The organism is Streptomyces sp. NPDC000345, from assembly GCF_042898825.1.
GTDB lineage: Bacteria > Actinomycetota > Actinomycetes > Streptomycetales > Streptomycetaceae > Streptomyces.
The window spans coordinates 69514-94421 of sequence record NZ_JBIAZE010000007.1 but is presented as its reverse complement, the minus strand read 5'-3'; the positions used below and the strand labels follow the sequence as shown (position 1 = coordinate 94421).

The 24908-nt window shown below is 68.9% G+C and carries 29 protein-coding genes and 4 pseudogenes; 18 read left to right on the top strand and 15 right to left on the bottom strand.

The features are described from left to right. Positions 1-41: 41 nt before the first annotated feature. Positions 42-716, bottom strand: coding sequence for an SDR family NAD(P)-dependent oxidoreductase (locus ACFY30_RS18440; RefSeq protein ID WP_390846209.1), 675 nt, complete (start codon positions 714-716; stop codon positions 42-44). Between the two features lie 101 nt (positions 717-817). Here ACFY30_RS18440 and ACFY30_RS18435 point away from each other — a divergent pair, with 101 nt between their 5' ends. The 5 genes and pseudogenes from ACFY30_RS18435 (at position 818) to ACFY30_RS18415 (ending at position 4327) form a co-directional block, all read left to right on the top strand. Continuing rightward, on the top strand, positions 818-1510 hold the full coding sequence (locus tag ACFY30_RS18435) for a TetR/AcrR family transcriptional regulator (protein WP_390846208.1): 693 nt from the start codon (positions 818-820) through the stop codon (positions 1508-1510). Positions 1511-1729: 219 nt separating this feature from the next. After that, positions 1730-1996, top strand: coding sequence for a DUF5990 family protein (locus ACFY30_RS18430; protein ID WP_390846502.1), 267 nt, complete (start codon positions 1730-1732; stop codon positions 1994-1996). Positions 1997-2037: 41 nt separating this feature from the next. Next, on the top strand, positions 2038-2391 hold the full coding sequence (locus tag ACFY30_RS18425) for a hypothetical protein (protein WP_390846207.1): 354 nt from the start codon (positions 2038-2040) through the stop codon (positions 2389-2391). Between the two features lie 438 nt (positions 2392-2829). After that, on the top strand, positions 2830-3375 hold the full coding sequence (locus tag ACFY30_RS18420; RefSeq protein WP_390846206.1) for a hypothetical protein: 546 nt from the start codon (positions 2830-2832) through the stop codon (positions 3373-3375). 57 nt (positions 3376-3432) lie between these two features. Next, positions 3433-4327: pseudogene (locus tag ACFY30_RS18415) on the top strand (IS982 family transposase). Between the two features lie 20 nt (positions 4328-4347). On the opposite strand, the gene ACFY30_RS18410 reads toward ACFY30_RS18415, so the two are convergent. Both ACFY30_RS18410 and ACFY30_RS18405 read right to left on the bottom strand, forming a co-directional pair. Beyond that, a complete protein-coding gene (locus ACFY30_RS18410) occupies positions 4348-5229 on the bottom strand; it encodes a PhzF family phenazine biosynthesis protein (protein WP_390846205.1) in 882 nt (293 codons plus the stop codon). Between the two features lie 109 nt (positions 5230-5338). Continuing rightward, positions 5339-5650 carry an EthD family reductase gene (locus ACFY30_RS18405; RefSeq protein WP_060905596.1) on the bottom strand — a complete coding sequence of 104 codons (312 nt, stop codon included), beginning with the start codon at positions 5648-5650 and terminating at the stop codon, positions 5339-5341. Positions 5651-5817: 167 nt separating this feature from the next. Between ACFY30_RS18405 and ACFY30_RS18400 the strand changes: the two genes are divergently transcribed. Next, positions 5818-6885, top strand: a complete 1068-nt coding sequence (locus tag ACFY30_RS18400; RefSeq protein ID WP_390846204.1) for a LysR family transcriptional regulator — start codon at positions 5818-5820, stop codon at positions 6883-6885. A 271-nt stretch (positions 6886-7156) separates the two neighbouring features. On the opposite strand, the gene ACFY30_RS18395 is transcribed toward ACFY30_RS18400, so the two are convergent. After that, on the bottom strand, positions 7157-7531 hold the full coding sequence (locus ACFY30_RS18395; protein WP_390846203.1) for a winged helix-turn-helix transcriptional regulator: 375 nt from the start codon (positions 7529-7531) through the stop codon (positions 7157-7159). Between the two features lie 90 nt (positions 7532-7621). On the opposite strand from ACFY30_RS18395, the gene ACFY30_RS18390 reads away from it, so the two are divergent. Further along, a complete protein-coding gene (locus ACFY30_RS18390; RefSeq protein WP_390846202.1) occupies positions 7622-8434 on the top strand; it encodes an MBL fold metallo-hydrolase in 813 nt (270 codons plus the stop codon). A gap of 244 nt (positions 8435-8678) precedes the next feature. Further along, on the top strand, positions 8679-9029 hold the full coding sequence (locus ACFY30_RS18385; protein ID WP_390846201.1) for a YybH family protein: 351 nt from the start codon (positions 8679-8681) through the stop codon (positions 9027-9029). 177 nt (positions 9030-9206) lie between these two features. Here ACFY30_RS18385 and ACFY30_RS18380 read toward each other — a convergent pair whose 3' ends face one another. Then, complete coding sequence (locus ACFY30_RS18380; protein ID WP_390846200.1) at positions 9207-9728, bottom strand: transposase family protein; 522 nt, start codon at positions 9726-9728, stop codon at positions 9207-9209. Between ACFY30_RS18380 and ACFY30_RS18375 the strand changes: the two are divergent. Next, positions 9692-10234 (top strand): annotated as a pseudogene (locus ACFY30_RS18375) (class I SAM-dependent methyltransferase); the annotation flags it as partial. The gene ACFY30_RS18380 and the pseudogene ACFY30_RS18375 overlap by 37 nt on opposite strands. Positions 10235-10291: 57 nt before the next feature. Here the strand turns inward: ACFY30_RS18375 and ACFY30_RS18370 are convergent. Beyond that, the gene (locus ACFY30_RS18370) at positions 10292-11095 is read right to left on the bottom strand and encodes a hypothetical protein (RefSeq protein WP_390846199.1); all 804 of its coding nucleotides are present in this window, start codon (positions 11093-11095) and stop codon (positions 10292-10294) included. 258 nt (positions 11096-11353) lie between these two features. On the opposite strand from ACFY30_RS18370, the gene ACFY30_RS18365 reads away from it, so the two are divergent. The 4 genes from ACFY30_RS18365 to ACFY30_RS18350 all read left to right on the top strand — a co-directional run bounded on the left by ACFY30_RS18365 (position 11354) and on the right by ACFY30_RS18350 (position 15163). Further along, positions 11354-11737: a hypothetical protein gene (locus tag ACFY30_RS18365; RefSeq protein WP_390846198.1), complete on the top strand. Its 384-nt coding sequence runs from the start codon at positions 11354-11356 to the stop codon at positions 11735-11737. Continuing rightward, entirely contained in the window at positions 11734-11946 is a 213-nt protein-coding gene (locus ACFY30_RS18360; protein WP_390846197.1) for a hypothetical protein, read from the top strand. Before ACFY30_RS18365 ends, ACFY30_RS18360 begins: the two co-directional genes overlap by 4 nt. Before the next feature lie 482 nt (positions 11947-12428). Beyond that, complete coding sequence (locus tag ACFY30_RS18355; RefSeq protein WP_390846196.1) at positions 12429-13793, top strand: FG-GAP repeat protein; 1365 nt, start codon at positions 12429-12431, stop codon at positions 13791-13793. Between the two features lie 593 nt (positions 13794-14386). Beyond that, positions 14387-15163 carry a calcium-binding protein gene (locus tag ACFY30_RS18350; protein WP_390846195.1) on the top strand — a complete coding sequence of 259 codons (777 nt, stop codon included), beginning with the start codon at positions 14387-14389 and terminating at the stop codon, positions 15161-15163. Positions 15164-15728: 565 nt separating this feature from the next. On the opposite strand, the gene ACFY30_RS18345 is transcribed toward ACFY30_RS18350, so the two are convergent. The 4 genes and pseudogenes from ACFY30_RS18345 to ACFY30_RS18330 form a co-directional block, all read right to left on the bottom strand. Then, positions 15729-15896 carry a hypothetical protein gene (locus ACFY30_RS18345; RefSeq protein WP_390846194.1) on the bottom strand — a complete coding sequence of 56 codons (168 nt, stop codon included), beginning with the start codon at positions 15894-15896 and terminating at the stop codon, positions 15729-15731. Continuing rightward, on the bottom strand, positions 15838-16368 hold the full coding sequence (locus tag ACFY30_RS18340) for a hypothetical protein (RefSeq protein ID WP_390846193.1): 531 nt from the start codon (positions 16366-16368) through the stop codon (positions 15838-15840). The genes ACFY30_RS18345 and ACFY30_RS18340 overlap by 59 nt, the downstream gene beginning before the upstream one ends. Before the next feature lie 397 nt (positions 16369-16765). Next, a pseudogene (locus ACFY30_RS18335) lies at positions 16766-16942 on the bottom strand (transposase); the annotation flags it as partial. Between the two features lie 290 nt (positions 16943-17232). After that, a protein-coding gene (locus ACFY30_RS18330) for an IS5 family transposase (protein WP_390846192.1) occupies positions 17233-18050 on the bottom strand; the annotation gives its coding sequence in 2 pieces (ribosomal slippage) (positions 17233-17708 and positions 17708-18050; 819 coding nt in all). A gap of 80 nt (positions 18051-18130) precedes the next feature. Between ACFY30_RS18330 and ACFY30_RS18325 the strand changes: the two genes are divergently transcribed. After that, positions 18131-18978, top strand: a protein-coding gene (locus ACFY30_RS18325) for an IS5 family transposase (protein ID WP_390846191.1) whose coding sequence is annotated in 2 segments (ribosomal slippage) — positions 18131-18475 and positions 18478-18978 — 846 coding nt in all. Because the reading frame shifts where the segments join, the coding sequence is not laid out codon by codon here. Here the strand turns inward: ACFY30_RS18325 and ACFY30_RS18320 are convergent. Continuing rightward, positions 18957-19541, bottom strand: a complete 585-nt coding sequence (locus ACFY30_RS18320) for a hypothetical protein (RefSeq protein ID WP_390846190.1) — start codon at positions 19539-19541, stop codon at positions 18957-18959. The genes ACFY30_RS18325 and ACFY30_RS18320 overlap by 22 nt on opposite strands. A gap of 91 nt (positions 19542-19632) precedes the next feature. Next, a complete protein-coding gene (locus ACFY30_RS18315) occupies positions 19633-20169 on the bottom strand; it encodes a hypothetical protein (protein ID WP_390846189.1) in 537 nt (178 codons plus the stop codon). A gap of 286 nt (positions 20170-20455) precedes the next feature. On the opposite strand from ACFY30_RS18315, the gene ACFY30_RS18310 reads away from it, so the two are divergent. The 4 genes and pseudogenes from ACFY30_RS18310 to ACFY30_RS18295 all read left to right on the top strand — a co-directional run bounded on the left by ACFY30_RS18310 (position 20456) and on the right by ACFY30_RS18295 (position 22174). Next, positions 20456-20728 carry a hypothetical protein gene (locus tag ACFY30_RS18310; protein ID WP_390846188.1) on the top strand — a complete coding sequence of 91 codons (273 nt, stop codon included), beginning with the start codon at positions 20456-20458 and terminating at the stop codon, positions 20726-20728. Between the two features lie 56 nt (positions 20729-20784). After that, positions 20785-21330 (top strand): PP2C family protein-serine/threonine phosphatase, encoded by a 546-nt coding sequence (locus ACFY30_RS18305; RefSeq protein WP_390846187.1) that lies wholly within the window; start codon positions 20785-20787, stop codon positions 21328-21330. After that, positions 21327-21715: pseudogene (locus ACFY30_RS18300) on the top strand (PP2C family protein-serine/threonine phosphatase); the annotation flags it as partial. The gene ACFY30_RS18305 and the pseudogene ACFY30_RS18300, both read left to right, overlap by 4 nt. Positions 21716-21850: 135 nt before the next feature. After that, positions 21851-22174 (top strand): ATP-binding protein, encoded by a 324-nt coding sequence (locus tag ACFY30_RS18295; RefSeq protein WP_390846501.1) that lies wholly within the window; start codon positions 21851-21853, stop codon positions 22172-22174. A 305-nt stretch (positions 22175-22479) separates the two neighbouring features. Here ACFY30_RS18295 and ACFY30_RS18290 read toward each other — a convergent pair whose 3' ends face one another. The 3 genes from ACFY30_RS18290 to ACFY30_RS18280 form a co-directional block, all read right to left on the bottom strand. Then, complete coding sequence (locus ACFY30_RS18290) at positions 22480-22848, bottom strand: protein kinase (protein ID WP_390846186.1); 369 nt, start codon at positions 22846-22848, stop codon at positions 22480-22482. 126 nt (positions 22849-22974) lie between these two features. Further along, entirely contained in the window at positions 22975-24435 is a 1461-nt protein-coding gene (locus ACFY30_RS18285; RefSeq protein ID WP_390846185.1) for an ABC transporter substrate-binding protein, read from the bottom strand. 68 nt (positions 24436-24503) lie between these two features. Continuing rightward, positions 24504-24857, bottom strand: coding sequence for an ArsR/SmtB family transcription factor (locus tag ACFY30_RS18280; RefSeq protein ID WP_390846184.1), 354 nt, complete (start codon positions 24855-24857; stop codon positions 24504-24506). Positions 24858-24908: the final 51 nt, after the last annotated feature.

The window sequence follows — 24908 nt, the reverse complement described above, 5'->3', positions numbered from 1 at the left end:
ATTGAGCGGATCAGGACTCAACGGGGGAGAGCCGGGAGGCGTTAGACGGTGAAGACGCGCTCGGCTTCGTCGCGCTGGGTGTGCAGGTCCCAGTAGAGAGGGGCGATCTCCTCGGCCTCGGCGGTCGGGATTTCGGGAGGGCCGCCCGCGCCGATCCACACGCCGATGGCGACGTGCGCGGCCTGGATACCGGTGCCGGCCAGCTCCTTGTGCAGGTTGAGCACCCAGTTGCGCAGCGCCGCCTGAGCGGGGTTGACGTTTCCGAGCATCGGGATGGGATCGACCGAGCCGGCGCCGTTGGTGAAGAGCAGGGTGCCCGCGCCGGCCTCACGCATCGCGGGCAGGACGGCCTGGGTGGCGGTGATGGCGCTGTAGAGCAGGAAGTCGATCCATCCCTGCACATCGGAGGGGCTGGTCTGGGACGGGGAAGTGAGGTTCACGGAGGCGATGCTCGGAGCGGGGGAGTGCTCCAGGACGTCGATGCCGCCGAACCGGCTGGCGGCGTCCTTGAGGGCCTGGGTCAGCGCGCCGTGGTCGCGCACGTCGGCCGGGAACGCGGCGGCGGTGATGCCCTCGGCGGTGAGCCGGCCGACGAGGTCGTCGAGCTTGGCGCGGTTGCGGGCGATGAGAGCGACGTCGTAGCCGCGCGAGCCGAAGGTGCGGGCAATGGCGAGGCCCATGCCGGGGCCGGCTCCGACGATGGCGATGCTGGGCACGTTTAAGTCCTTTCAAGTAAGTGGGCCAGGCGTCCCACTTTTGCTGTCGCCCACCGTACAGCAGAAGCGGGCCGCCCGTTCCACTTGGGTAGAGTGGGGGCATGACCTCGCCACCTTCGGACCAGACGCCAGGCCAGCAGCCCGGCACGGGACTGCGCGCCGACGCCGAACGCAACCGCTGCCGCATCCTGGCCGCCGCCCGCCGCCTCTACGCCACCGAAGGACTCGGCGTCTCCATGGCCTCCGTCGCCCGCGAGGCAGGCGTCGGCAAGGCCACCCTCGGCCGGCGCTTCGCCACCCGGGAGGAACTCGTCAACGCGGTCTTCGCCGACCGTATGGACGCCTACGCCGACGCCGTCGCCGAAGCACTCGCCAACCCCGACCCCTGGCGCGGCTTCACCGGATACCTCCACACCGTCTGCGCCATGCAGGCCGCCGACCGCGGCTTCGCCGACGTCCTGACCATGACCTTCCCCGCCGCCAAGGCGCTGGAAGCCCGCCGCGCCGAGGCGTACAACCGGCTGCTCGAACTCATCACCCGCGCCAAGGACACCGGGCACCTGCGCGAGGACTTCACTCACCAGGACGTCGTCATCCTGCTCATCGCCAACGCCGGAGTCGTCACCGCCACCGGCGACGCCGCCCCCGACACCTGGCGCCGCCTCGTCGGCCACATGATCCGCTCTTACGCCGCGCCCGGCGCACCAATCCCCCCGCTGCCCGAAGCCCCGAGGCCCACCGCCCTCTACCGCGCCATGGTCCGCCTCTCACAAACCGGGCCGGGCACCGCCTAGAACCGACGCCGCCAACCAGCAATGGACACTGAGGCCCGAGCAGAGGACCTCGGCCAATCCGTCTTCGGCGCCCTCCTGACGGAACCGGAACACCGATGATGAACTCCACGTCGCCGTGCAACGCCGCGACCGCCGCGACGACCTGCTCGGCCCGCAGCCCGGCGACGCCCCCTGGACGATGGACTGCCACCCATGCCACGCCGACCGGCATCGATGTAAATCGACGTAAAAGGCCCCTACCTACAGGGGCGCCCCGGCGGCCGGTTCATCTACCTCTCGTGGGGCACCGTCGACGACGCCGGCACCTTCACGATGTTCCGCCGCGCCAAACTCCTCCTCGACGCCGTCTCCACCGACGTCCTCGACGCCGCCGTACGCACCGGCCGGCTGCACGGACGCCTTGGCCTGACCGACGCACGCGGCGGACCCCTGTGCGCACGCGTCGTACCCCCAACCATCGCCTTGACCGCCGCACCAGCCGAGTAGAGCCTGCTGGTTCCAAGGGATCGTCTCCGAGGAACCACGAGATGGACAACGGACAGATCACAAACCCTGTCCATAACTTCGGCTCTCCGGCAAAGCCCGGCGGCAGATCGGGCCTGGGCACTGGCGTGGTCAGCATCGGCTCCGGCAGCGTCCATGTCACGTCCCATCCCTTCCACCTGGCCTGTCCGCCACCCGAGTGGCTCATCCTGCTGGCCATGACGTCCCCGCTCGGCACCCGTGTGTACGTGATGACCGTCGCGTTGCTGGTGTGCGTGGTGGGCAGCGGAGCCTGCTTCGGCTTCGTCGTGGACGGCTGGGTGGGCGCCGTGGCGGGCGCGTCAACCACCAGCGTGGGCGCGGGATTCGGAATGCTTGCCCGCCCCGGCCCGCAGTGACCGTCGTCCAAGCCGTGAGCGGCGACGCCTATGCGGAAGGGATCGCCGACACGGTCCTGTTGAGCATCGCGATGTACGAGGCTGCGGTCTTCCCGCTGACCTCTGACGGGGCGAGCGATGAGGAACAGGAGGCCCGCCGCACCGTCGCGTACCGGCTCTCCGCCTATGACGGCCTGCCCCGTTCCGTTCGGGTGTCGGCGCCGCGGACACCGCAGGCAATCCTGACCACGAGGCCGATGAGTCCGGCCGTCTGCAGTCGAAGTCGCGCAAGCTGTTGTCAGTGTCTACGACAGTGGGAGGGAAACCACTATGACTGCTCGTCAGCGGAGGCGTCCACAGGTACGGCCTGCCCGCCGAGGGAACGCGCCGCGCAACCTCCGCAGGCGTCAGCCTCGCCGAGAGCCGGGAGGGCGGATCCCCTGGGTCACCATCGGAACCGTGGTTGGTGCCGTGGCGGCGATCGGCAGCGTCGCCTTCACAGGTGTTGCCACGTACTACAGCGCCGTGATTGCTGAGCAACAGCTCAAGCAGGCGCAGGAAGATAACGAGCTGAAGGAGCGAGAGCAGGCGACCCGAGTTGGGTTCTGGGACCAGCCTTCCCCCGATGGGCGGTACCGCGAAATTCACCTGGCGAACGGCTCACCTGACCCAGTGAACGGACTCGAAGCCATGGTTTTTTTGAGGCATGAAGGCTCTTACACCCTGTATGTGGGCAGCGTGCCTCCCTGTTCGGAGACGGTTCTTAGGGTGGACGATCTGTTGATTGAGAGAGGCGAGGATCGGAAACCCTTCCGCCTCGCGCAGGCCGACGAGTGGCATGTGGCGTCAGTTGAGTTCGCAGACAGTGCTGGACAGTCCTGGCTCCGCACGACGAGCTTCCTGGGAAAGAAGGAAACAGTGCGTGACTTGCCGGATGTGGTGGGGCAGGTCAGCCCCACGCAGAATGGCACGTTGGTAGCTCTGGGCACGTGTGCAGCAAGCTAGACGAGTAGTTCCGACTGCGGGGTTCACGGACGCAGGGAGGGTGTCCAACATCGGGTTGTGACGACCGAGTTGGACACCCTCTTGACCGCACTGTACGTGCACATCGACGACCGCTTGAAGACCCCGCGGTGGCGCGGCCGGCCGCCCCGGCTGACCGACGCGGAACTGGTCACCTGGCCGTGGCCCAGGCCATGCTGGGCTTCCACTGCGAGGCCCGCTGGCTGCGCTTCGCTCACGCCCACCTGCACGGCATGTTCCCCTACCTGCCCCAGCGGCCGGCCTACAACAAACGCCTGCGGGCCGCGCTGGGCCTGGTCAAGAAGGCCATCCGGTCCCTGGCCGCCGACTGTGACCTGTGGCTGGACGACGTGTGGATCGTGGATTCCACACCCGTCAAGTGCGCCCGCTCGCGTGAGACGGTCAAACGCTCCGACCTGGCCGGCTGGCCGGCTACGGCTACTGCCGCTCCCACTCCCGCGTCTACTGGGGCCTGAAACTGCACCTGGTGTGCACCCCGGCCGGGCTGCCTGTCACCTGGGCCCTGGCCGACCCGAAGATCGACGAACGGCAGGTCCTGGCCGCCCTGATAGACAACGAACCGCCCCTGGCCACCGCCCGGCCGGGCCTGCTGATCCTGGCCGACAAGGGCTACATCGCCGCCGAACTCGACCGCTTCCTCGCCGCCCGCGGCATCCAGCTGCTGCGGCCCCCTTACCGCGACCGCGGCACCCCGCACCCGGCCGAACCCCTGCCAAAAACGGTCCGCCAGCTGATCGAATCGGTCAACGACACCCTCAAGTGCCAGCTCGACCTGGAGCAGCACGGCGGACGCACCATCGAAGGCGTCGGCGTCCGCGTGGCCCAGCGGATCCTGGCGATGACGTGCGCGATCTGGCATAACCGCAACACCGGCGCACCCATCACCCGCTCACTCATCGCCTACGACCACTGAGCCACATCGGAACTACTCGTCTAGTTGTCGCCTCGGTGTCCGTCGCGGACCACCGCTAACCCGCCGACCCGGGTCGTGATGCCCGCCGGCCCGCGTCGGGCCGAAGCGAGCACGCTGGCCGGTCGACCGAGGCTGTCACCCTGCTCCACCTCGATCGCGACCGTCTGTGCCCCTGTCGTGTCGAGCAGGTGGGCGGCCAGGCAGCCGGTGCTGTTGGCGTTGGCGACGTCCTCGTCGACACCGATCGCCGGCGCGAACATCCGCGCCGCACCCGGTCGGTCGCCCACCGGCGGTGCGTACACGAAACAGCCGAGGAGCCCGTACCGCTGGCACGCCGCTGTCAGCCGGCCGAGGTGTGGGTGGACTCGGAGCAGCGCCGACCGGTCGTGGACCGGTACCAGCATGCGTGGTGCGCCGGGCGCGGCGATCCGTGGCGCGTCGGTCGGATGCGGGTCGTCCGCGGTGAGCCCGAGCGCGGCGACGATCGCGGCGCGCTCGTCCGGTGCCGGGTGACGCAGCGCGACGAGGCCCTGGTCGAACCACACCTCGATGCCGGCGGGGCGGCGGATCGCGACGGTGTCGAACGTGCGCCCGCCGGTGTGTTGGCGGTCGTTCAGCTCGCCCAGCGCGGTGCGGGTCAACCGGACGGCCTGCGCGGCAACGGTGCCGTGGCCGCAGCCGGACAGTTCGGCGGTGGCGGTGAAGAACCGGACCGGCCAGCCACCGTCCGGCGTCCGCCCCGGGCCGAGGAACGCCGCGTGCGAGGTGCCGGCCGCAGCAGCGACCGCACGCCGGTCCGCGTCCGTCGCCGCCGGGTCGTCGTCGGTAACGGATGTGGGGCTACCGCCCCGGCCGTCGCGCCGCACGCACGCATCAACCACCGTGACATCCGGCCAGGACATCGGCCCACCTTTGACGCTCAACGAACCGGCAACCGCGAACGGCGTCCGCCGATAGCCGGACCTGGCCGCAACGGCCGACCGAACGCGTCCCGGAGCGTACCGGCCTGCCTCAGCCGGTGCCGTCCTGCACCGGATAGTGGATGATGACCGCACCGCCGGTGGCGTAGTTGGCGACATCGGCGGCAACCCGCTGGCCTTGCGGCGACGCCCGCGCCGCGGCCATGGCGGCGGCGTCAGCGAAGTCGCCTTCGAAGACCGCGAAATACGGCGCTTCTCCCTTGGTCGCCGCCACGTCGAAGCTGTAGCGCCACGCAAGCAGGCCGGGCCAATTCATGACCAGTGGAAGGTGGTTGGTCACGTAGTAGTCGCGGAAGTGGTCAGGGTCGGCGGGCTTGGAATACAGGACCACCAACTTATGCATGACGACCTCCGTCCAGATCAGGGTCGGCGGGCTGCGTGAGTGCGATGTCCAGGACCGTGGTCAGTTGAATCGTCATATGCGCAGGTTAGGGCTTGACGTGGGGTCGGGGGAAAGATCAATACGGGATAGACTCAGAACGGATCGTTATCAATCGGCAGGGAGGGCACATGGCACCGGATACGGTCAGCCTGCGGTACTTCCTGGTGCTGGCGCAGGAGTTGAACTTCACCCGCGCGGCCGCCCGAATCGGTATCGCGCAGCCTGCGCTCAGCGCCCGGATTCGCCGATTGGAAACGGAACTCGGTAACGCCCTGCTGGTTCGAGACACGCGGAGCGTCGTATTGACCACGGCCGGTGCGGCTTTGGCGGAGTCCGCGCCGCCTGCGCTGGCGGCGCTGGACCGGGCATGGGACACCGCCCGGCGGGCGGGGGCCGGTGAGCTGGGCACGCTCCGCATCGGATACAGCCTCAGCGCCGGGGCCGAGACGGCTCCGGCCCTGGTGGACAAGCTGATTCGCAGCAGTCCCGGACTCGAGGTCGGCGCGGTCCCGATGGCGACGCCGGAGATCTCCCCCGCGGTCGCCGACGGCCACATCGATGCCGGGATCACCCGCGGTGAACAGCCGGGCCGTGGCGTGCGCCGGTACCTGCTGCGGCGTGCGCGGATCGGCGTCCAATTGGCGCAGCACCATCCGCTGATTCTTTTCCGGGCTCCGTCACGACCGCCGTCAAGACGGCGGACTCCTCTTCCGCGTACCGGGGCGGCACATAGTGCCGTGCGAAGTCCCAGGTCCGTTGCAGGCCTCGTGCCGGGCGCCCAGGCCTTCGAGCACCCGTACGACGACAGACCCGGGGACCTGGCCTCCGGCATCCGCCCGTCGCTGTGCAGTGGGAGCGTCGACTCGGGGGAACGGGAGGGGATCGTCGGACCGGCTGGCCGATACCGCTGTCGACGAGGGCCATTACCGTCACCCAGTGCGCTTCCTGCGGCTTCGAGAAGACCTCACACCGGGCGACGTACCGCCGTTCGACAACTGAGTTTTCGGTTGGCATCCCCTCGTCGGCGACCTCACCCTGTCCTTCGAGACGTTCAGCCTGCCCAACGGCGGAACTCGGCCCTGATCACGCATCACGCGCAGCCGGGGTCACCGTCCGCGGAGGCCCTGAGGCTGCTTGCCAGCTGGGGCGCGGATGCCGGGCGGGCCGGATCGGACACGTCGGCCCCGTCCGCCTGAGGGGACCGCAGACCGGCCGCATCCGAACCTGGGCACGCCGAAGATGTCGTGCCGCTTCGGCCTGCACCCTTGTCCCTGGGTTCTCCGGTGCCCCGCACGAAGAACACCGACGATCCCGCGTCGACCGCGATCAGCAGGGTCAGAAGCCGTTGCGCATCTACCGTCAGCGACGGCGAGTCGAGCCCTGAGCTTTGCACGCAGTTCATGCTGGTCAGGGCGCTCGCTCATACGGCGGAAGCACGGGGCGGAGTGCGCACCGAGCCTGCCCTTTTCAGGGCTTCGGGTCGGTGGTGTGGGTGTGTCGGTGGTGGGCGTAGTCGCTGGTGTGTTGTTCGGCCCAGTTCTGCAGGTGTTGCAGTGCGGCGGTGGCGCCGCGGGCGAGGTCGGTCAGGGCGTACTGCACCGTCGGTGGGCGGCCGGTGTGCACGGTGCGGGTGATCAGTCCGCCGGCTTCGAGGTCGCGCAGGGTCTGCGCGAGCATCTTGTCGCTGACGCCGCCGGCCCGCCGGCGCAGCTCGGACCAGCGTTGCGGGCCGTCGATGAGGTCCACCAGGACGAGGGCGGCCCACCGGGCGGTGACCAGGTCGAACAGCTGCCTGCCGGGGCAGGCGGGATTGCGGACGTTGCCTCGCGTGCTTTCCTGCACGTGCTCACCTCACCTGAAGGTATGTACTTCCCAGGAGAAAGTAACTCGGTCAGAGTGAGTGAGCCAACCCCTGATCGTCAAGGAGTACTTGTGGTAACCGACGATGCCGTGACCCGTGACGCGAACACCGTGACGGTGCTCGGCGGTCCCACCGCGCTCATCTGCCTGGCCGGCTGGACGCTGCTGACCGACCCGACCTTCGACGCCGCCGGCACCGAATACCAGGACGGCCCGGTCCTGGTGCGCAAGACCGCCGACCCGGCACTGAAGCCCGGGGAACTGCCCGCTCTCGACGCCGTCGTGGTCAGCCACACCGGGCATCAGGACAACCTCGACGCCACCGGGCGTACGGTGGCCTCCGGTGCCGCGGAGGTGTTCACCACCGTCGCCGGCGCCGAGGATCTCGGGGGCGCAGCTGTCGGCCTGGAGCCCTGGCAGACCCGGACCCTGTCGAAACCGGGCCGCATGCCGCTGAACATCACCGCGGTTCCCGCCCGCCACGGTCCCGTCGGCACCGAGGACATCACCGGTCCGGTCACCGGGTTCCTCCTGCACACCGACGACGGCTCGGCACCGACGGTGTACGTCTCCGGTGACACCGTCGACCTGGGCGCGATGAGCGCCCTGGCCGAGCGGTACCGCGTCGACGTGGCGCTGCTGCACCTGGGCGCGGCGGGCTTCGAGGCATTCGGTGACATACGACTGTCGCTGACCGCGGTCCAGGCCGTCGAGGCCCGCCGCCTGCTCGGCGACCCCTTCGTGGTGGCTGTGCACGCGGAGGGCTGGGCGCACTACACCGAAGACCGCAGCCACGTCCAGCAGGTCTTCGACGCCGCCGGCGTCCCGCTGCACTGGCCCACCCCGGGCGAGCCCATCACCCTGCCCGACCCGCACACCCGCTGACACCTCACCCAGGGCCGCCGTCGGCGCACCAGCCTGCTCCTTCTAGGCCGCCGGAGACGCCGGAGCGGCTGCGGTCACCGCACTGTACGAGGGCCTCGCCATCGCGCCGGACAAGATCATCAGTGCGGACAACAGTGCCCAGCAGCTTCTGGGGCTGACGCCGCGCACCACCGGTCAATGGCTCACGTGGATCGGCCTGTAGCCGGCTCGCCCGTCCGCAACGAAGGAAAGAAGAGGAAAGAATATGACACCGGAAGTCGTGCACGAGCGCTTCGCCCAGTACCTCAAGGACCAGGACCTCGACGGACTGGGTTCCCTGTTCGACGAAGACGCCATGTTCGTACCGGGACCGGGACAGAAGCCGGTCTACGGCAGGGAAGGCATCAAGGAAGCGCTGAAGGTCTACCTCGATTCGCCCAGCACCATTGAGGTGGGGGCCACGTCGGTCCATCAGAACGGCGACCTGGCGATGGTCCAGGCGTCCTGGCGGATCACGAGCGAGAGCGGCACCGTGGAAGGAAAGGCGCTTGAGGTGATGAGAAGGACGAGCGAGGGGGACTGGGTCTACATCATCGACAACCCCTACGGCGTCTGATTCTTGTCATCCCGCCATCACCGTCGGGCGACGGAACCTCGTCACGGCAGCGGCGGCCGTATCGACTTTCTCGATGCGGCCGCCGCTTGCTGTCCGGCGTCGGTGACACGGTCCACCTACACGGACCTAGTGACCTGAGTCGGAGATTCGTAGGCAGTGACGTTTTCTCAGCGGAGATCATTTCCAGATTACGTTGAGGACGAGCGCCGCGCGGGCGATGTCGCCGATCCGGCTCGGGCTGAGGGTGACGTGCCACAGTGCTCGCCAACGCTGCTTGAGTTCAGCGGCAGCGCGCTCTCCGAGAGCTCGGATCCCCCTGATCAGGCTGTTCCTGGTCCGCGTATCCGGGTGGAGGGCCTGTTCGGACTGACCCTTCGGGCGCCTGGCCGGAACGAGGATGCCGATGCCAGCGCCGAGGTATCCCTTGTCTGCCAGGGTCGGCAGGCCCTCGGCCGCTGCCTTGTAGAGGGCCGGCAGGAGGTGGAGGCGGGCGGCGGTGATGTCAGGGGTGGAACCGGGCTCGACGTCGGAGACCCACAGCGGAGTGCCGTCCGGCGCGGACAGGAATTGGATGTTGCCGCCGAACGTCTTGTGCCTCTGGCTGAACCACAGGTCGTTTCCGTTGTCGCGGACGCCGGCGAGCCGGTCCGATTGCCCGGAGGGGTGACCTCGGCGCAGGCACAGCCAGGCACGCAGCACACCTGGCGGTTCACCATCGGCCGGCCCGGGTCGTCGCCGTCGACGCCTCGCCCGCCCAGCACGCCATGGCAACCGACCTCTACGCTCACCTCGCCCCTCGCCTGCGCATCCTGCAGTCCGGCGCGGTGCCCCACCTGCAGGCGAGGACCGGCACGTACGACGTGCTGTACAGCGTCTTCGGCGCCGTGGACTTCACCGACCCGCGCGAGGTACTGCCCGCGGCGGCAGGCTCCCTCAGGCCGGGCGGGCGACTGGTGTTCGCAACCCTCGCCCACTACCTGAACGGGGCGCCCGCCCAGCCCGATGCCGTGGCTGCGGATGTCCCGGCAAAGACACCGGACGGCGAAGCCACCACGATGCGCCGCTGGGTCCTCCAAGAGCACGTGTGGACCAAGCTGCTCGACGAGGCCGGATTCACCAACATCACCGTCGACGTGCTACCTGCCGCCACCGGCGGGCCGCGCACCGCCGACACCCTGCTGGTGAGCGCGTACCACCCGTCCTAGACCAGGGCCCAGCTCTGCCGGCGGCCTGCCGAAGCCGCGGGCGGCGCGGCGAGGGGTTCACGTCCACGAGGCGCTGAACAGGGCGTATTCGAGCAGGTCGGGCGATGCGTCGGACGACCAGGTGCCGGCGGCGGCCAGTTGACGGGCGGCGGCGTGCATGAAGGAGAGGTAGACCGCGTAGCGGTGCGGTGACCAGTTCCTGTCTCGCCAGACCCAGTTGGCGATCGAGCCGTCGGGGTCCTGGCCGGTCTCCCGGCCGACCGCCTGGGCCAGGGACCGCATACGCCGGGCCAGAACCCGGTCGAGGACGAGCGGCTGGGGGCCAGTTGCCGACGAAACCGTCTTGCCGGCGAAGTACAGGAACTTGGTGTAGAACGACGGACCGAACTCGGGAACGAGGCTCTGGAGCCCCGCGTAAGCAGCTTTTGCGCTGTGCTCGCTCAGCGTGGTGACCGCACGGGCCAGTGCCGCATCCAGCCCTTCGGCGGCCAGGATTTTTTGCAGGGTGGCCGGACCGCTGCCGCCGGGAGTGCCGCGCTTGCCCTTGCCCCACACGTAGGTCGCGACCAGGGCCTCCCTGAAGGCCTCACGCCGCAGCGCGTCTGCGACGGCCGAGGCCACCTCCGCCCGGCTGACCCCGGCGTCGCCGCCGCAGGAGGTGGGGGCCAGCGCCGAAGGCCACGGAGTGATCTGCGCCCACCGCCCGGGGGTGTAGCGCACCGTGTGCGCCCCGGGCGTCCCGTCCGCATAGGCCGACGCGTTCTCGCTCCACCAGCGGCCCAGTGCCCGCACGGCGGCATCGGGCAGCAGAGATGCGGCCATCTCCCGGTCCACCGCGTCCACGCGGTGCTGTCTGTTCACGTTCCGCTCTCCTGAGGCATTGCCCTGACCGGCGCCGGCCGCCATCCGTATCGCCGTCTCGCAGCAGCCGATGTGGCGGGGTGGACACGGTAGCGAGATGGAGGCGTCCATGCGGTCGGTACCAGGCGCCGGTCCCGGCCCACGCCGCCTCCCGCACGGTCAGCTCCCTGCCCCTCAACGGTATTGCGCTTGTCGCAGTTTTTTGCGATGACCGTAATCATGGATTTGATCGGTGACCTTGCAGCCATCCGCGTCCCTGTGCCGCAGCCCGGTGACGTCACGACGGAAGAGCTCTACCCCGACGCTCTCGCGGAGGCCGAACAGGCCCGCGCGGACTACGCGTTCGCCCTGGAGGCGCAGCACGACGACCTGCGCGAGGACCCCCTGCTGATCGCTCTCGGCCACGCCCGCGCCGCCCGAGAGGCCGCCGACCGCGAGATCCGCCACCTCCTCGCCTACGGACGGGAGTTCCACGGGGACCGTCCCTACAAGCTCGAACCCCTCGCCCGGGCCGGCGGCATGACCCCCTCCGGCATCCGCACCGCCTACGGCCCCAGCGAGATCCAGGCCGTCGCCGGCCGGATCGGCCGCACACCCGACAGCCACCGCGCCCGCCCCCCGGCCCCGCCGGAGCCCTCATGACCGACCACCCCGAGAGCGCTGCGCCTGCCTGCACCTGTCTGCCCGCCTGGCCCGCCCTGGCCACCGTCATCGAGGGCACCGTCCACCCGGTCGTTCCCGCGCCCGCCCACACCCCCGCCTCCGCCCTCCACCTCGCCCGCTGCACCGGATGCGACGCCGCCTACACCGGCCCGTGGAAACGGCTCAACACCTCGTCCCGCGCCGCCTGAGGACGCCGCGCCGCGGGGCGCACGACGGGCCGCCCGCTGCGCACTGTCACGGTCCCGCCGAACCGTCCTGCTGTGTGCCTGCCGACCGTGAACCGGCCAAGCGAGGGGCGAACGGAGGCGGCCGGTGAAGCGCAGGGCAGTGCTGAGCGCGGGGTGCGGGACGTGCGCCGCCGTGGCCCTGGCGGGACGGACCAGGCTTCTCGGCAGCATCGCGTGGTGGGGACGGCCGCCAGCCGGTCATGGCGGGCTTTCGGGTTCTCGGCGTTGGCCGTGTGCCCGCTCCGTGTGAGGCCTCAGGTCTCTCTCATCGCCGGGTGGGCGATTTCCCGGGGCGTTCTCCGGGCCTTTCGGGGGCTCGCTTTAGGATGCCCTGACTGCGGCGCACGCCGGGTGCGTCGAAGGGGGAGGGGATTCAGTTCATGGTGAACAGACGTGGCCTGTACGGAGGTTGGAGGACGGGAGCGCTCCTGATCGCTGCGGTCATGGGTGCTCCGCTGCTGTCGGCCGCGCCCGCGGTGGCCGTGCACGGAGCGGTGCCCGGTGACTTCAACGGCGACGGCTACCGCGACGCCGTGCTGCCCGCTCCAGGGGCGAACGTCGCGGGCAAGGCGGGAGCCGGTGCCGTGGCAGTGCTCTACGGATCGAAGTCCGGGTTGTCGACGTCCCGCAGGGCGATCATCACGCAGAACACCGCGGGGATTCCGGACACGGCCGAGCCGCACGACGGATTCGGTGGCGCCACCGCGACGGCCGACCTGAACCGGGACGGCTATGCGGACCTGGTGGTCTCCGCTCCGTACGAGGACACCGCGAGAGGCCAGGATGCCGGCACGGTGACGGTCCTGTGGGGCAGTAAGAAGGGGCTGACCTCCGGCACCAACCTGCCGGAGACCGATGCCGGCAAGTACTACGGCCTGGACGTCGCGGCGATGAGCGTCGGCCCCGGCGCGAAGAGCCAAGTGCTTGTTGCCGGGTACGAGGGGTCGATGCGCTTCACAGGTCCGTTCAGCAGCCGCGGCACGTACGGCGGGGCCGTGCAGAACCGGGACACCGCCTCCGTCGGAAGCGTCTCGCTGGGCGACTTCGACCACGACGGCTCCCCGGACGAGGTGGCCGTCACGGTCCGGCTGAGCGACCTCAGCGGCGGCGAGGTGTACGTCGACCCCGTCTACGGTGGCGCGCAGCAGAGGGGCAACGGCCTGGTCACGGCCACCGGGGACGTCAACGGCGACGGATACGCCGATCTCGTGGCCGGGGACCCGGACGAGCCCGACAGGGCCGGGATCGACGGTGCGGTCGGTGGCCGGGTGCTCGTCTGGTACGGCTCGGCACACGGCATCGCGCGGGACGCGCAACCCGTGCAGCTCACCCAGAACACCTCGGGTGTCCCCGGCGCGAGCGAGAGCGGGGACGGATTCGGCGGTGCCCTCACGGTGGCCGACCTCAACCGTGACGGGCTGGCGGACATCGTGATCGGCTCGCCGCAGGAGGACACGGCCAAGACGAACGCCGGGCAGGTCACGGTCGTCCCCGGCCGCCGCACCGGCGCCCTGGGCGGTGGCGCCTACGCCTTCACCCAGGACACCGCCCACGTTCCCGGGGCCGGTGAGGCCGGGGATCACTTCGGTACCACCGTGGCCGTCGGCGACATCAACAAGGACGGCCGACCGGAACTCTTCGTCAGCGCTGCGGAGGAGGACAACGCCACCGGCGCGGTGTGGGTCTTCCCGGGCGGCACCGACGGTCCCACCGGCAAGGGCAGCCGCATGATCACCGCCCCGTCTGTCGGCTTCCCGCAGAAGGACAGCACCCTCCTCGGCGGCAACGGGCTCCTCGGAGTCATCTGAGCGGGACACTCTCACTGGCACCGGTCTTTCCAGCAGGCTCCTGGCCCGCTGGAAAGACCGGCAGCCAGAGCCGACGAGGACGAGCGCCGGCCTCTGGCTGTCACGGCCGCAAGACTGTCCCAGCTACGTATGCGCCGATGAGGCGCACCAGGTGCGCATCAGCTGGTACGAGGTACGTATCGGGGGCCTGACCCACGCCGACGCCGTTGGCGGATGAACTCCGGCGACATTCTTGTGGTTCTCGGTGAGGAACTGCACAGCGAAGTCGATGACGGCACGGGCGATGCCTTCCGCCGCGTTGGCTCGGCCCGCGATTCCGGAGTGCCTGACCATTCCTGTCGGTGTGCTGGCCTCGGGCACGCACGCCGCCGCATTGTCGTCGGCCGTCGATGCTTCGAATGGACTCCATCCCCCGTCCCGCCCCGCCCCGCATACCACCGTCTGTCCTGGCCTGGGGTTGTCCTGGGGGAGGCTGCTTTCTTGGTACAACCCTGGGCCGGGTGTGTGGGTCTGAGATCGCGAACTTTGATCTATGCCTGGTCTCACCGCCCGCACGGCGCGTCGGGCCGGCCTCTTCTGCGATACGGACCCGTATGCGTACATCTGCTGTGGCGGCCACTGGAACAGCGACCGCCGCCCTGCTGCTGTCCCTGGGCGCGACCCCCGCCCAGGCGTCGCCCACCCCGGTGATCACCAAGGTCGTCGTGAACAAAGGCAAGAACATCGTGGTCGGCCCCAGCGCCACCACCTCGTTCACCAGCCAGATCACCGCGAGCCACCCCGCCGGGGTCTCCTACCAGTTCGTCAACCTCTGGCACGGCACCACCTACGACACCTACGACCGTGCTGTCTCCTACTCGGACGTGCCGCAGTGCACGACCAGCGGCACCGCCACCACCTGCACTTTGAAGCACCAGATCACACCCGACCCCAGGGAAATGACCAACGTTGTTTCCAACGTGCAGGCCAGCACCTGGCACGTCTTCGCCTACGCCTGGAGCAAGGACCGCACGGAGACTGCCTTGTACGACTACGCCACCATCAAGGTGCAGCGCGCCTCCAAGCTCACCGTGAACGCATCCCCCGAGCCCGTCAGGAAGGGCAAGACGATCACCGTCACGGGTGCTCTCACCCGGGCCAACTGGAACACCCACACCTGGGCCGGTTACAGCGGCCAGAGCGTGAAACTGCAGTACCGGCCCAAGAACGCCAGCACCTACACCACCGTCAAGACACTCACCACATCCAGCACCGGCAAGCTGAGCACCACCGTCAAGGCCTCTGCCGACGGCTATTACCGCTACGTCTTCGCCGGCACCTCCACCACGCCCGCAGCCACCGCCGCCGCCGACTACGTCGACGTCACCTGATCCAGTCCCACGCCTGCGGCGCCCGCGGATCCAGCGGGCGCCAGCCGCACTGCGCCGACCGTTCAGGTCTTCGTCTGTGCGAATCGTGCCGGACGGGCGGCTGCTCCATTAATGATCTATGGTCTTGATGCCCCGCTCCACAGGACGGCAGGGCATCGGCGGCCCCGACACCGCGCCCTGGTCCGGGGCCACCACCCCAGCAGACACTGCCGTCGTGCCTGCAAACGGGCCGGGACGCCGCGCCCGGTGCTTGCATGCCGGTGGCGGGTTCGCCTTGGTCCGGCCTGTGGTGGAGGAGGTGGGGGCTCTCCCCGTGCGGGCGGCAAGCGACGGCCACGGCCCGCGAGGAAGGGCCGCAGTGACATCCGAAGTCATCGCGAAACGGCATCCGTACGCACTGACACAGCCACACGGGCGACATCGCGGGCGCGTACCTGAAGCTGCAGCAGGAGAAGACCGTGGCACCGCAAGAGGCACGCCGTCCGTCCCTGCGCATCCTGGCCGCCGAACTCACCGCCCGCCGCCCGGACCTGGCCGACCGGAGGACGCCCGCCCGCCGTTCCCGTCAGGTGTGGTGATCGGCAGGTACGGCCGATGGCGGGCGGTGCAGGAGCGGTGTGGAGGCGGGAATCGCCGTGCGCCGGGCGGGGGCGGGCCGGTGGGTGACGCCGGTGTCATGGGCGAAGCGATTGGCCTCGAAAGCGGAGCCGGTCGTCTTGTGCAGCCAGAACACGTAGGCCACGGTCGTCGGTCAGGTGCAGGACCCACCGCTTCACGCGGTGGTCGCAGCGCGCGGTGCGGACCTGGTCGGTGAGACCGTCGGCGAGCGGGCGCTGCAGGTGTGTGCCGAGGCTGACGGCCTGCCACAGAGCGGCCATCTGGGACAGGCACAGCTCGACCCGCCGGCGCCCCGGCCCGGGGCCGTCCGTGGGTGCGGTGTGCCGGGGGCGGGAGGCGGCGTAGAGGAGGAGGTCGTGACCGTCGGGTGCCAGGCGGGCCGCCCACCTCACGGGCCGGCCCTCCCCGGCCGAGAGTGTCGCGCGTTCCTCCCGTCCGGCGAGTTCGAGCAGGCCGCGGTCGGCGAGGTTGAGCACACGCTGCTTGACCGGCGCCAGCACCGCATCCACCGCCCAGCCGTGCTCCGCCCTACGCCGGCGCGCTTCCACGGTCCTCAGCAGGTCGAGGGTCTTGTCGTCGGCGGCCACTGTTTCCCTCCCGCGCATGCCCGTCCTGGACTGGCTCAACCGGCGCCGGAGCGTCCGTCACGGCCGGCCGGCGGCTGGGCTGTTACTCACTTTCGGGTGACGCCCGGCCCGGGGGCGGGGTGGCGCACCCGGGCGGGCGCAGGCTCTCTCGATGTCGTCGTGGCATCGCGGGCGGCTGCGGTGACCACGGCTGCTGACTCGGATTATGCTGCCTGGCGGTAGCGGGGGAGCAGGTCCTCGCGCTCGGGAGGCGAAGACACCGATTGCCGCCTCCCGCGCGTCGGGTGTGTGCGTGTCCGTGCAGGCGATCCTCAACTGGTAGCCAACGCAGACGGGCGGGAGAAGGGCGTTGGTGTACACGCCGTGGTCGACTAGGGCGCGTATCGAGTCGTGATCACCGGAAGCGGTTGTGTACGGTCGACCAGGCACCGAACTCCTCGGGGCATCTCCCGCCACTGTCCGCCGGTCCTGAATCGCAAGATCACACCCTTGAACTGCTGCCGTTACCGGGACACGGGCCGTACTCGCCGATCGGCAGATACGGCTCGATGAACTCCCACTGTAGGTCCGTGATTGTCGCTTACGCGTCCGAGTCACTGAGCGACAATAGTGCGTAACCTCCAACATCGACGCCATCAGTCACCTGGGTGAGCCGGTGGACGAGTGCATGCCCCTCCCGCCTACGGAGCCACGCGCTCACCAATACCTTCGCCACCGCCGCCGGAGGCAGGGTGAGGCGGGCGATCTCTGGTCCGAAGTCGAACTCTTGGGCGCGGCGGTCGTGTAGTTGGCGCTGGGTCTTCTCGTTGTAGTTGCTTGAGACCCCTTCCTTGAGTTCTATATCCTGCACCTTCAGACCGTGTCCTACGTGGTGAGGCGGACGAGTCGTTTGTAGCAGCACAGGGCAGCGGCGAGACCGAGAAATGCCAGGTAGTTGCGGGGACCGCGCTCGTAGCGAGGGCTGAGACGGCGGTAGCCGGACAGCCAGGACATCGTCCGCTCGATGACCCAGCGGCGGCGGCCCAATCGTTCGCTGGACTCGATGCCCTTACGCGCGATCCGTACTCCGATGCGCTTGCCGCGTAACCATTTTCGCAGGTCGGCGCGGTCGTAGGCTTTGTCCGCGTGTAGGCGCTGGGGCTTGAAGTGGCGGCCGCGGTGGGGGTCGTGTCTCGTTTGGTGACCCTCGACCATGGGCTTCAGCCCTTCGCTGTCGTGGGTGTTGCCGGCCGAGACGCCGACGAGGAGGGGCAGTCCGTTCGCGTCCGACAGGACGTGCATCTTGGAACCCGGCTTGCCCCGGTCCACGGGGCTCGGACCTGTATGTTCGCCCCCTTTTTCGCTCTGACGTGGGCAGTGTCGAGGACGACACGGGTGACGTCGATGAGGCCGGCGTCGTCGAGCCGGTGCAGCACGGCTTCGTGCAGGCGGCCCCAGACGCCGGCTCTCGACCAGATCAGGAACCGACGGTGGGCGGTCGACTTCGATATGCCGAAGCAGGGCGGCAGTTGGCGCCAGGAGCAACCGCTGACCAGGACGTAGATGATGGCCGCGAACAGCGTCTCATCCGGTGTGTCCCGCGTCCCGCCGCCCTGCGGCCGCACCCTCGAGGGCGGGATCAGCGGCTTCGCGATCTCCCACAGCCCGTCCGGAACAATCCAACTCCACGTATCCCGCCCCACACCGAGGTCAACGACGCCTCACCACGTAGGACACGGTCTTAGAAGCCATCTCATTTGGTCGACTCGGTAGGCTGTGAGGTGTGGTGGGGATTATTGAGCGGCTGGTGCCGGACGAGTTGTGGGAGTTGTTTCAGCGGGTGGTGCCGGAGGCGCCGTCGCGGCCCCAGGGTGGCGGTCGTCGTCGACATGGCGACCGGGAAGTGCTGGCCGCGATTGTGTTCGTGGCCACGTCACGCTGCACGTGGCAACAGTTGCCGTCCGCGTCGTTCGGGCCGTCGGGAGCGACTGCCCACCGGCGCTTCTCCGAGTGGACGAAGGCCAGAGTGTGGGCCAAGCTCTACCGCCTGGTCCTCGACGAGCTTGGATCCCGAGGCGAGCTGGACTGGTCCCGCTGCGCGATCGCCTCGGTGAACATGCGGGCCCTGAAAAGGGGGGCCTGACAGGTCCGAATCCTGTCGACCGGGGCAAGTACGGCTCGAAGATTCACTTGATCACCGAGCGGACCGGTCTGCCCATCTCTGTCGGAATCTCGGCGGCGAACCTGCACGACAGCCAGGCCCTGATCCCGCTGGCGAAGGGCATACCGCCGATCCGCTCCCGCCGTGGGCCCCGGCGGCGCAAGCCGGGAAAGCTTCACGGCGACAAAGGCTACGACTACTCCCACCTGCGGCGATGGTTACGCGAGCGCGGCATCACCCACCGCATCGCCCGCAAGGGCGTCGAGTCCTCGCAGCGACTGGGCCGACACCGCTGGACCATCGAACGCACCATGGCCTGGCTCTCCGGCTGCCGCCGGCTCCACCGCCGCTACGAACGCAAGGCCGCTCACTTCCTCGCCTTCGCGAGCATCGCCTGCACCATCATCTGCTACCGCAGACTCGAGTCCGGGAGGAGCTGCGCGGGCGCTCAGGTGTTGGCGGCCCCGTAGTGGAGGGTGCCATCTACGGGAAGCAGGTATCCGATGCCTCGCTCCTGCGGCATCTGCCCTGCCAGCGTTGCAGCGTCCGAGCAGCCGGAGACCTCGAACCCGACGACCCCCAAGCTGAAGGCCGCTCTGGTGAACGTCTCCTTGCCGATGGCAGCCAGCCAGTCGTCCATCACGTCGGATCTGAAGAAGGGCCGACCGTCCCAGTAGGCCAGACCGGCGTTGTCCAGCGCGCCCACCGGGACGTAAAAGTCCAGCCAGTCGTTGCTTTCATCACCGCCCCGGATCGCCACACAACCGCAGACGACCAGTTGGCCTGTCGGCAGCCGTACCTGACCGTGGAGATGCCCGAACGCGGTCAATGATCCAACTGTGCAGGGCACGGGATCCTGCTCCTCAGGTTCACGGTCTCTCCGCCCGAAGCACCCGTGCACGTCCGCGGCGGACCACAGAGCGCTCAGTACGGCTTGAATTCGGGCATCGTCACTCGACCCGACCTCTATGGCCAGCTCGTAGTAGCCGTCGGACCAGTTGGTCTGGTCCCGGAAGGAGGCCGGACTCGTCATGGCGTGATCATGCGGCACAGCCCTCCCTCAAGACCACCCACATTCAAGCGCGCCGCCGGACCAATTGAGATGGCTTTTAAGACGTCGTTTCTTATGGTGCAGGTGAGGGCTCAACGGCCTGGGGAAAGCCCAGCTCGTCGAGCAGTGTGCTGAAGAGGTCTTCCACGGGGGTCTCGTGTGAGCGAAGCAGCTCTTCGATCCTGACAGTCCGTGTCGTCGCGGGAATGCCGGCGGCTGCGGCCCATACAACTGCGCCCTCGGCGTCGGTGGGAATCTCCGCGTCGAGCTCCGCGCGCTTATGTCTGACTGCGTCATAGAACTCTGGTGTGTCCAGCCACAGGAGCTGATCTTCGAGATCTTCGGGCTCCTCGGCCAGAAGCCTGGCGGCGATGTCCAGGTTGAGCCATGCCTGCCAACGGCGGCCAGTGGCGTCCAGCCCGGTCACGAGGGCCACGTCACTGTCGGAGACCTCGGCGACACAGGCCGGTGCCCTGCTCCACTCAACAAGGGCGGGCAGGTCGGCGTCGTCCCATGTCCCGAAATCAAACTGGAGCGTCTGCCAGCCGCCCGGCCGCGACTCCCATGTGCACACGGTGCCCTTGAGTTCTTCGTCAAGGCTGTCGAACACGGGAGCTTCCAACAGAGGCCGGCTACTGTGAGCAAAAACCAGATGACCCGAGAATCCCACGACAGTTCCTCCTTCGAGATGTTGGGCGCACCTTATGGGCTGCCGCTGACAACGCATGCATGGCTGGCACCAGCTCGCGGTCAGTCCGGCTCATCTGCTGAAACGGCGATACCCCCGGTGAACGGGGCCATCCAGGAGGGCTCCGACGCCATGATCACACCAGGCCACATCAAGATCATCCCAGGCCGGTTAGGGTGCCTTCTCCGAGTCGACGGACTGGAGACGGATGATGGAGCAAGACGAGGCCCTGCAACTCGCGGTGGCCTTTCTCGCGCACAGCCAACGCGATGACGAGCCGCCTCTCGCCATCGACACAGAGCGGGTCCGTGAGGGCAAAGGGCTCCTGATCGTGCCCTACAACTCTGTGCAGTACCTCGCCTCGCGTGACGCGAGAGAGCAACTGTTGGACTGCTGGCCCATCCTCGTCGGCCTTGAACGCGGAGACGTGCGATTCGGGACCCTGGACGAGCGACATCTGTGGAGGAACCCGAGGGCCTGAGGGCTGTTCCGCAACCACAGTTACGGGACAGCCCTTTAGACAGCCTTGCCCACACCGTGGTGAACACCGCCCGCATCGGCGTCGCGAAACCCGACCCCCGCGTCTACAGCATCGCGGCCGAACGCGTCGGGGCCACGGCTGAGCGCTGCCTGTTCATCGACGACACCGAAGCCAACGTCACCGCAGCCCGCGAGGCCGGAATGGCCGCCCTCCACTACCGCGACCTCGACCAACTAGTGACCTTGGGGTTGGCGCAGTTCATCCGCCATCGTACGGCGGAACCCTTCAACGACGACGACCTGGTGCTCGCGGAGGAGATCGTCGCCAGGGCGGCGGTGAGTGTGGACAACGCCCGCCGTTACACACGTGAGCGACGGACGGCCCTGGCACTCCAGCGCAGCCTCCTGCCCGAACGGCCGCCGACGCTGCCCGCAGTGGAGGTTGCCTATCGTTACCTCCCGTCCGGTCCTGGCACGAACATCGGCGGAGACTGGTTCGATGTGATTCCGCTGTCCGGCGCTCGGGTTGCCCTCGTCGTCGGTGACGTGGTGGGCCATGGCCTTCACGCATCGGCAACGATACCCAGCTTGACGACCTCGTGATCAGGCTCGACCGCGAGGAAGGCCCGGAAACACGAGGGAAGGTGACAGAGGCCTCGGGGGAAGTGGGGGCCACCTGTCTGTACGCGGTATACGACCCGGTGTCCTGCCGCTGCACCATGGCCCGCGCGGGGCACCCGCCGCCCGCCCTGGTCACCCCAGGCGGCAGTGTACGGTTCCTCGACCTTCCTGCCGGCCCCCGCTTGGCCTTGGCGGCCTGCCGTTCGAGGCCGTCGAGGTCGAAGTCGACGAGGGCAGCCTGCTCGCTCTGTATACCGACGGCCTTGTCGAGGCCGCCGACCGCGACATTGAGGTCGGGCTTGAACTGATGCACCAAGCACTGAGCAGCCCGGTCGGCGGCGCGTTGGAGGAAACCTGTGACCGGGTGCTGCGAACCGTGCTCACCAGCCGTCACTCCGACGACATCGTGCCCATGATTGCACGTACACGGAGACTCGACGCCGATAGGGTTCGTACTTGGCAGCTACCACGGGACCCTGCGGCTGTTGCAGGAGCTCGCAGGATGGCGGGTGAGCAGGTTGCGGCCTGGGGCCTGTCTGAGGCGGTGTTCGCCACCGAACTGATCGTGAGCGAGCTGGTAACCAATGCGATCCGATATGGCAGCACCCCTATCGAGCTGCGGCTGATCCGCGGCTCGACACTCATCTGTGAGGTGTCGGACGGCAGCAGTACCGCGCCGCACCTGCGCCGGGCCCGCATTTTCGATGAAGGTGGACGCGGCCTGCTACTGGTCGCCCAGATCGTCGAACGCTGGGGCAGCCGCCAGACTCCTCGTGGCAAGACCATCTGGGCCGAACAGCAGTTGACCGCAACGGACGTGCCATGACCCGTCCTGGCGGTCACACGACGAAGCGCAGCGCGATTGAGAAACGCTGCGGTCGGGCCCCTGCTCTTGCCTCCCAGGCCCATCACCCGGTCGGATACGACGTTGAGCCAGGTCGCCCCGCGCCCCGACGGGCGGGCACTCGCGGCCGTCCCTCGACCCGCTTCGGTGGCGGCTCGGGCAGCCTGCCGGCCGAAGTGTTCACGCAGCTCGCAGAAGCGGGAGTCCGTGGCTGCGGTTCTTGTCCAGCAGCCATCGTGCGGCCGGGCGACTTTCCCGCCGATGTGCTCGAAGGTACTCCATTCATTTCAGGGCTTCTTGCCGACCTGCCCTCCGGTCGCCTGCTCCGGTGCCATGTATCCGGGTGAGCCGATGACCCCGCCGGTCCGGGTGTGGCGGGTGTCTTCGGCGGCTCGGGCGATGCCGAAGTCGATGAGCAGGGGGTGGCGGCGGGCGAGCAGCACATTGGAGGGCTTCACGTCGCGATGCGCGAGGCCCGTCCGGTGCACTGCCCGCAGGCCCTCTGCGAGTTCCGCCGCGAGGGCGCGGACCACCGGCTCGGGCAGCGGGCCGTGCCGCTCCACCCAGTCCGCGAGGGAAGGTGCGGCGACGTACTCGGTGGCCAGCCACTGTGGCCTGTGTCCCGCGGACTGTTGTCGACGACTGCCACTGTCCACGGAGAGCGCACCTTGTGGGCTTGCCATAGAGATGGTCAAATCATGCACTTTGCGTTGGGTGGGTGTGCGGGGGGCGACTGGGCTGGCATACCTGGTGGCCAGTGCCCCGCCAAGCCGTGCGCATGGTCAGGCGGTACCGGACGGCATCTGTCCGCGGATCGCGAACCCTGTGGCAGTGGCCTCGGCCAGGTACATGTTCTGCCGCAGCCGGCCGTCGGCTCCCACCGAGACCCTGCCGCGCGGTCCGGCCAGATGGAGACCTTGCAGGGTCCGGGAGACCTCACCGCCCCTCGGCGACCCCGCCTTCCGCGCGGCCCGGGCGAACAGATGCAGGCCCTCGTACGCCGACTCCGTCAGCGCCGACGGTGACGGCGCCCAGGGACCGAAAGCAGCCCGGTAGCGTCGCAGGAAGTCGGCGTTCTCCGCCGTGTCCAGGGCGGAGAAGTACGGCAGGCAGGACCAGATCCCGCTGCCCGCGGCGCCCAGATGTTCTCGGGTGCTCTCCTCCAGCAGGGGTGCGAGCGTACGGATACGACGGCGCAGCCCCGCGGCGTGGAACCCCCGCTCGAAGTCGATCGAGCTCCACCCCACCAGGCTGGAGAGCACCAGGTCGGCGCCGGACGCCTCGATGTCCTCCAGCACGTCGTCGAAGGACGACTCGCCGAGCCGAACGAGGCGCTCGCCGACGACATGCCCGCCGTGGTGCTCCGCGATGCTGCGGCCTCGCGTGCAGACGGCCCGAGGCCAGGAGTAGTCGTTGCCGATCAGGTACCAGGAGCGACCGCCGCTCTCGCGCATCAGCGACGGAACCGCCTGCGCCAGTTGGTCCGCCACCGACTCACCGAGCCGGAACAGCGTTCCGTCCTGCACGCGGCTGCCCTCGTTTGCGGCGGTGTAGAGATACAGCAGGCCCGAAGCCCGCGCGTAGCGGCTCACCGCGTTGAAGGTCGCCGAGCTGTGTACGCCCACCACGGCCGCCAGGCCGCGCCGCTGGTTGAGTTCCCGCAGCCGGGCCAGCCCCGTAGCGGCGTGGGTGCGATCGTCGATCACCTCGACCCGCACTGGCCAGCCGCCGATCCCGCCCTCGGCGTTGATCTCCTCGGCCGCCAGCGCCGCGCAGTTGGCGGCGGCCCGGCCGAACAGGCCGGCGCTCCCCGACATGCTGGTCAGCAAGGCGACACACATCTCGTCGGCTCGGCTCTCGCCGTCCGGTGCCGCGCAGCCCAGGCTGCCCGTCATCCAGCCGAGAGCCTCCTGATCGAGTTCGGTGACCGTGCGCACCCGCGTGCCCCCGGGCTCACGGGCGAAGGTGATGGTGATCCGCCCGGTCCACGGCGTCTCGTGTTGCAGCACGATCCGCCGGTACGGTCGCATCTCCACGATGCGTGCAGTGCCCCGTACGGTCGTCTCACCCCCTGAGGCCGTGAACGGCAGGGGTATGTCGATGCCGGCCGCCGCGCCGGGCTCCGCGTGCTCGAACCGCGCGGAGAACAACCAGCCCGGGCCGCCGGTTCGTCCGAACATGCCGAACGCCTCGTGCGGGGGAACACCGAGGTGTGTCTCGTTGACGAGGACGATCTCGTGCATGGGCTCTCCTCAGCAGGCCGTGACACGGCGCGGCCGACGGGCACGCCGAGAGGCGTGCCCGTCGGCCGTCATCCGCTCTTCGCTTCACGCAGCCTGCCCTCCGGTCTGTCCGCTGCAACCCCCTGGTCCGCGGGCAGCGACTGCTCATAGATCTGGCGCAGGAACGTGATCGCCGCGTCCGCGCGGTTGGGACCCAGGTGGTACCGCCGGTGTTTGCCGTCTCGGATCTCGGAGACCAGTTGCGCGTCCCGCAGGACCCTCAGGTGCGCCGAGACCGCGGTCCGGCCGATCGCCGGGAACGCGGCCGCGATGTCTCCGGCCGTGGGTTCGTGTTCCGATGCCAGCAGGGCCAGAATGGCCCGACGGGTCGCGTCGTTGAGGGCACGGAATACCAGGTCGCTCTCGTGGCTGTGGTCGATCACTTCCTGGGACCTCTCATCCTTTCGGAATGCGGCGGCAGCGTGATTCAGCGA